We start from the raw sequence: 6,456 nt of genomic DNA, 5'->3' as shown, positions 1-6,456 counted from the left end.
GCGGCCCGATCCGGTCGAACGTTGGGGCTCAGGGGTGCCGGATACCGGCGGTCAGCGCACGACTGTCGACAGGTCAGCCGGCCAGGCCGGCCACCGGCGTGGGATCGAGCACCACGGTCGCCGTGGCGCTCTGCGGCGGCACGCCCGGCTCGGTCGGCGCGTCCGTGTACTCCGCGACGAACACCGCGGTCAGGTTGTCCGCGCCGCTGTGCCCACCGTCGAGGAAGGTGGGGATGGTGCCGGAGCATCCGGTCGCCGTGGAGAGCGGGTGCCCGTGCTCATCGTGGCCGAGCACGTAGGTGACCTTCACCCGCGAGCAGTCCACCGGAAGGTCGTCGGTGACCTCGACCTGGTACGCGACCGTCTGCCCGAACTGGAAGGGCTGCCCGGCCACCGGGGCGACGAACTCGATGACCGGCGCGGTCGGCCCGACCACCAGCGGCAGGGTCGCCGAGGCCGAGCGTCCGGTGCGGTCGGTCACCTTCAGAGTCGGCGTGTACGACCCGTTCTCCTGGAACGTCCACGACGGATTGGGGTCGGTGCTGTCCACCGAGCCGTCCGCGTTGAAGTCCCACGCGTAGCTCAGCTTGTCGCCGTCCGGGTCGGTGGTGCCGGCGCTGGAGAACGCGACGGTCAGCGGGGCCTGCCCGACGGTCGGGGTACCGCTGATCTTCGGGATCGGAGTCCGGTTGCCCCGGACGAAGTCGATCCGGGACAGCTGGGCGTCCGGGTTCTCGGCGAAGTAGCCGTCGCCGTACTCCAGGACGTAGAGCGCGCCGTCCGGACCGAACTCCATGTCCATCGGGTTGTCCACCACCAGCGACGGTGCCACCGGACGGATGTCCTGCACGTCGCCGTCGGAGTCGAGGCGGAACTCCTTGATGTAGTCCCGGGTCCACTCGTAGAACAGCGGCACCCCGTCGTAGTAGGCCGGCCACCGGGTACGCGACGTGCTGGTCCCGTCGTAGTCGTACGCCGGGCCGCCCATCGGGGCGATGCCGCCGGTGCCCAGCTGCGGGAACTCGGCCGAGGCGGCCGCCGAGTACCAGACCTGCGGGGCCTCGACCGGCGGCAGCACGCGCTTGCCCGTGTTGTGCGGTGAGTCGTTGACCGGGCGCTTGCAGTTGAACTTCGGACCGGACTCGCCGGTGGCGAAGTCGTAGTCGCGGTAGGCGATGGTCGGCGTCACGCAGTACGGCCAGCCGTAGTTCGCCGGCTTGTCGACCACCATCCACCGGCCGTGGCCGGCGGGCCCGCGCTCCGGGTTCGCGTTGGAGGCGTCGGGGGAGTAGTCGCCCACGTACACGTCGTCGGTGCGCCTGTCGACCGCGAAGCGGAACGCGTTGCGCAGCCCCATTGCGTAGATCTCCGGTCGGGTCTGCGCCGTGCCCGCCTTGAACAGGTTGCCGGCCGGCACCGTGTACCCGCCACCGGCCTTCACCGTGATGCGCAGGAGCTTGCCGCGCAGGTCGTTGGTGTTGGCCGCGGTGCGCTGGGCGTCGTACGCCGGGTTTCGGTCGGCCCGCTCGTCGATCGGGACGTAGCCGTCGGAGGCGAACGGGTTGGTGTCGTCACCCGTCGACAGGTACAGGTTGCCCTTGCTGTCGAAGTCGATCTGGCCGCCGACGTGGCAGCAGATCCCCCGGTCGGTCGGCACGTCGATGATCTGCTGCTCGCTGGCGAGGTTGAGCTTCATCCCCTCCAGCTTGAACCGGGACAGCCGCAGCGCGCCCTTGAACCGCTGCCAGTCGGCCGCGGTGCCGACCTCCGGCGCGTCCCCCTCGTTGACGTCCGGCGTGGCCGGGTCGTCCACGGGGGTGTCCATGGGCGGTGAGTAGTACAGGTACACCCACTTGTTCTGGGCGAAGTTCGGGTCGATCGCGATGCCCTGCAACCCCTCCTCGTCGTGCTGGTACACGTCGATGTCGGCGGCGAGGGTGTTGAGTCCGGTGCGCGGGTCGTGGATGCGTACCTCGCCGGTCCGGGAGGTGTGCAGCACCCGCAGGTCGGGCAGGACGGCGAGGCTCATCGGCTCGCCGGGGAAATCGTTCAGCGTCACCTTCTGGAAACTGCTGTCCGGTGGCGGGGCCGGTGCGGCGGTCGCCGCCGACGGCACGGCCAGGCCGGCAGTCACCAGGAGCAGGGCGGACGCGAATGCGGTCCTGTTCATCAGGTAGCCCTTCGAGGTGGTCAGTACCGGAGTGAGGCGAGATAGTCGAAGCCGACCCGGGCGGTCTCGATGGCATCGGCGGGAACACGCGGCGAGGTGCCCGCGTCGTCGCGTTCCACGATGTACTCCTCGATGCCCGCCTCCCGCTCGTGCGCGAAGATGCGGCCGAAGTCGATGACGCCGTCGCCGAGGTCGGCGAAGCCACCCTCGACGTCCAGGTCCTTGACGTGCACCTGGCGGATCCGCCCACGGTTCTCCCGGATCACGTCGACCGGGTCGTGCGCCCCACGCCAGGTCCAGTACAGGTCGAGTTCGAAGTGGACCAACCGGGGATCGGTCTGCTTGGTGAGGATGTCGAAGCCGGTCGAGCCGTCGGTCAACGGCACGAACTCCAGCTGGTGGTTGTGGTAGCCGAAGTCGAGACCGGCACGCTCGGCGAGCCGACCGGCCTGGTTGAGGTCCCGGGCCAGGGCGCGGTAGATCGCCGGGTCCCGGTACGGGCGTCCCTCGGCGTCCCGACCGAAGTACGGGTGGACGATCTTCTTGGAGCCCAACGTGTTCGCGTCGGCGAGGGCGCGTTCCCAGGTGGCGGCGTCGAACGGCTGCGGGATACCGGTGTGCCCCGAGGTGGCACGCAGTCCGGCCGCGTCGAGCGCGGCGCGGAACTCCGCCGCCGTACGCCCCACGAAGCCGGCGTGCTCCACCCGCCGGTAGCCGATGCGGCGCAGCGCGGTGAGGGTGCCGGGCAGGTCGGCGGCGAGCTGGTCACGCAGGGTGTAGAGCTGGATGCTGATGCGGTCCACCGGCACCCGACGTCGACCGTGGGACTGACCCGCGGCGGCAGTGTCACCGGCGGGTGCCGCGTTGGCCGGGCCGGCGAAGAGCCCGGCAGCGCCGACAGCGGCGGCGGAGACGGTCGCGGCGCGGAGCAACCCGCGCCGACTGACCGACTCGGACGCCCCGGTCGGCTCCGAGCGGTTGGCCTGGTGATCCATGGTGGTGGTTCCTTCCTGACGGCTGGCGTGCCGTCGGCAGCGGTCGACCTGCTGCCTTCACCGGGCGCGCCGAACTGGCCGGAGGCGTGCACCGGCTGGACGGTAAGGACGACGCGTATATGCGGTCGGCGACCCTGAGGGTGGACCGCGGCTGACCCGGTAAGGGCGGCAGGCAGGCTGATCGACGAATGGGCAACCTTCTATCTGAAACGGACCCTACCCTTGACCCCGGACAAAGGCAAAGCTCCCTCACGATCAGCAGAAGTTTCGCTCCAACTGACAAAAGTCCGCCCAGCAGGTGCGCGACAGCCCGCCACCCGCCGCGCACCGGGCGCGATCATGCCTACCGCCGGCCCGTCCTGTCGGGGGCTGCCGGTCGCGGCCATCACGTCGTCAAGATCTGCGCAACATCGGGGAAGTTGCTGCCTCCCGCGCATCGGAAGCAGCAACATCCGGCAAGTTGCGCGCCGCGGTCACGCCCGAACGGGTCCGCGGGACCGTCGGGGGCAGAGCGCCCAACGCGCGACCGCGTAAGTCGTGCACCTGTGGCGATAGGTGCGGGCGCGGTGGCGTGGGGACGGGACCGGACGTTGCGGGTCGGGTGGCGTCTTGCGGGACCCGGAGGGGCCACAGGCGGCAGTGATGCGATTTCTCGGCACGGCACTCATCGTAGGAAAATGCGCCAATAAATGCGCCCGCGATTATTTCCGAATGCCCTGGATACTCCTGTCGAGGCGGCCAGAATGTGGCGGAGGGAAGCCGAAAACGGGGGGACTGAACATGACGTCTAGGCGGCGATTGACGCTGTTGGCGGTAACTATCGCAGCCGCACCGCTCGTGCTGGGTGGGTGCACCGTCGGCCGGGACTCGGCGGCCGGGCCGGCCAAGGGACACTCCGCGCCGCCGGAACTGACCGTCACACCGGGGGACAGGACCCGTGACGTCCCGGTCAGCGCTGAGGTCGGCACGGCGGTCAAGGGTGGACGGGTCACCGCGGTCCGGCTCACCGACGACAAGGGCGCGCAGGTCAAGGCCGAGCCGCGCGAGGACGGGTCGGGTTGGGTGCCGAGCGCGCCGCTGCAACCTCGGCGTACGTACACCGCTGAGGTGACCGCGACCGGCGACTCGGGTGCGACGACCACGCGTACCACCACGTTCAGCACGATGGCCAAGTCCACGAAGCCGCAGATCACCAGCACGCTCTATTTCGTGGGCAACCGGACGTACGGTACGGCCATGCCGGTGACGGTGGCATTCGACCCGGCAATTCCCAAGGAGGCCAGGGCGGATGTGCAGCGTCGGTTGTTCGTGAAGACGAATCCGCCGCAGCCGGGCACCTGGTCATGGCTGGACGATGGCAGTCAGGTCTATTACCGCGCGCCTGATTTCTGGCGGCCGGGGACGACGATCAGTGTCCGGGCGGGCCTGGAGGGCCTACCGATCGGCAAGAACCTGGTGGGGGATGCCGAGCGGAGCGCGACCTCCAAGATCGGGAAACAGGTCTCGCTGGAGATCGACAACGCCACGAAGCAGATGACGGTGCTGCGCGACGGCAAGCAGGTGCGTCGCATCCCGGTCAGCCTGGGCAAGCCGAGTACGCCCAGCTCCAGCGGCAAGATGGTGATCATGGAGAAGCACGAGCGGACCACCTTCGACACCCGGGGTGAGCCGAACGGCGGTTACGTGGTCGACGTCGACGACGCCCAGCGGCTCACCTGGGGTGGCGAGTTCATCCACTCGGCCCCCTGGTCGGAGGGCGAGCAGGGCTTCACCAACACTTCGCACGGCTGCGCGAACGTCTCGGCCACGGCCGCGGACTGGCTGATGGGGGTGACCCAGGTCGGTGACCTGGTCACCGTCAAGGGCACCGAGGTCGAGCTGCAACCCGGCAACGGCTGGACGGCGTGGAACGTGAGCTGGGACGAGTTCGTCAAGGGCAGCGCCCTGCCGGTGCCGTCCGGGCTCAAGCCCGCGCCGGTCGCCCCGCCGCACCCGGGCGCGGTCGCCGGCGGGTCACCCGCTCCGGCACCCTCGGTCAGCGGGCGCTGAGACACCGCCTCGGGCCGACCCACCACGGCGGTGGGTCGGCCCCGGGCCGTCGCGCGCGAGAAACGTTCAGCCCAGGGGTACGCGGGCCACGCCGGCCCCGATCAGGCTGCCCAGCCAGAGTTGGTCGCCGTGCTGTCGTACCCCGGTGATCATCCAGTAGTGCCCGGACGGGCCGTGCAGCGTACGACGGACCGTGCCCTCGCCGTCGACCAGCGCGACCAGCCCGTAGCGGCGTGGCTGCGGCTGCATGGCGTCGGGCAGCAGCGCGGCGAGCTGACGCAGCCGCGGGTGCGGCAGCAGCCGTTCGGCGCTGGGCACGCGGGGGCTGGGCAGGGCGATCCAGTACGTCCCGTCGCCCACCGCCGAGAGATTGTCCGGGTACGCGGGCAGGTCGGCGAGCACCCGCACGCCACCGCGCAGCTCCACCCGGAGCAGCCGATGGGTGGTGGTCTCCACCAGCATCAGCGCCGACTCGTCGGGGGTGAGCGCGATGCCGTTGGGGAAGTACAGCCCGTCGGCCACCACCTCGGTCCGACCGGTGCCCGGGTGGTGGGCCAGCACGCGCCCGTTGGGGCGGTGTTCCAGCAGGTCCCGCTTCCAGTGCGAGACCGGGAACCGGTCCGACGAGTCGGTGAAGTAGATGGTGCCGTCGCGTGCCACCGTCGCGTTGTTGGCCAGGTGCACCGGTGGCGCGGTTCCGGTCAGCTCGCGGACCGCTCCGTCCGGCGTGACCCGCAGCAGCCCTCGGTACGCGTCGCAGACGACCAGCGCGTCGCCGGACGGATCCGCCTCGATGCCCAGCGGCCGGCCGCCGGTCTCGGCCAGCAGCCGTCCTCTGGTGCCGGCCGGCGCGTCGACCGGCCACCACCAGAGGTTGCCGTTCTCGTCGCCGCTGACGACCCGGCCGCTCCGGTCGACGAGCACGTCCTCGGGCCCGATGGCGCCCTCGGGGAGGGGGAGGAGGTCGACCTGGTCGAGGCGGCGATCCGTGGCCGCCCACACGCCGCGAAGTGGAGGCGGGACGGTGGCCGGTTCGCGGACGGGCCGGATCAACCGTGGCGGGCGAGGTCGGGGGAGCGCCATCGCGTCATTCTCCATCGCGGATGTCCACCGCGCCCGAATCGTCGGGCGGATGGCGCGTCACCTGGCCGTCCAGCCGAGCCCGACGCCCCTGACCTGCACCTTCGGACGGATGAGGGGGAACCCTGGACGTACCCGGAATCACTCCCTGGACGGGCGAAA

General features: G+C 70.5%; 4 protein-coding genes. 1 reads left to right on the top strand and 3 read right to left on the bottom strand.

Going from position 1 to position 6,456, the window contains the following annotated elements; translation table 11 throughout:
- Window positions 1-73 precede the first annotated feature (73 nt).
- Together ABZU91_RS29770 and ABZU91_RS29765 are read right to left on the bottom strand one after the other, a co-directional pair.
- The gene (locus ABZU91_RS29770; protein WP_355247613.1) at window positions 74-2,170 is read right to left on the bottom strand and encodes a PQQ-dependent sugar dehydrogenase; all 2,097 of its coding nucleotides are present in this window, start codon (window positions 2,168-2,170) and stop codon (window positions 74-76) included.
- A 20-nt stretch (window positions 2,171-2,190) separates the two neighbouring features.
- Complete coding sequence (locus tag ABZU91_RS29765) at window positions 2,191-3,165, bottom strand: sugar phosphate isomerase/epimerase (protein WP_355247610.1); 975 nt, start codon at window positions 3,163-3,165, stop codon at window positions 2,191-2,193.
- A 780-nt stretch (window positions 3,166-3,945) separates the two neighbouring features.
- On the opposite strand from ABZU91_RS29765, the gene ABZU91_RS29760 reads away from it, so the two are divergent.
- Window positions 3,946-5,214 (top strand): Ig-like domain-containing protein, encoded by a 1,269-nt coding sequence (locus ABZU91_RS29760; RefSeq protein WP_355247608.1) that lies wholly within the window; start codon window positions 3,946-3,948, stop codon window positions 5,212-5,214.
- Between the two features lie 66 nt (window positions 5,215-5,280).
- Here the strand turns inward: ABZU91_RS29760 and ABZU91_RS29755 are convergent, their stop codons facing one another.
- Entirely contained in the window at window positions 5,281-6,297 is a 1,017-nt protein-coding gene (locus ABZU91_RS29755; protein ID WP_355247605.1) for an SMP-30/gluconolactonase/LRE family protein, read from the bottom strand.
- Between the last annotated feature and the right edge of the window lie 159 nt (window positions 6,298-6,456).

It is taken from the genome of Micromonospora sp. NPDC005174, assembly GCF_040608495.1.
Lineage (GTDB): Bacteria > Actinomycetota > Actinomycetes > Mycobacteriales > Micromonosporaceae > Micromonospora.
This window is presented reverse-complemented; position numbering and strand designations above follow the sequence as displayed.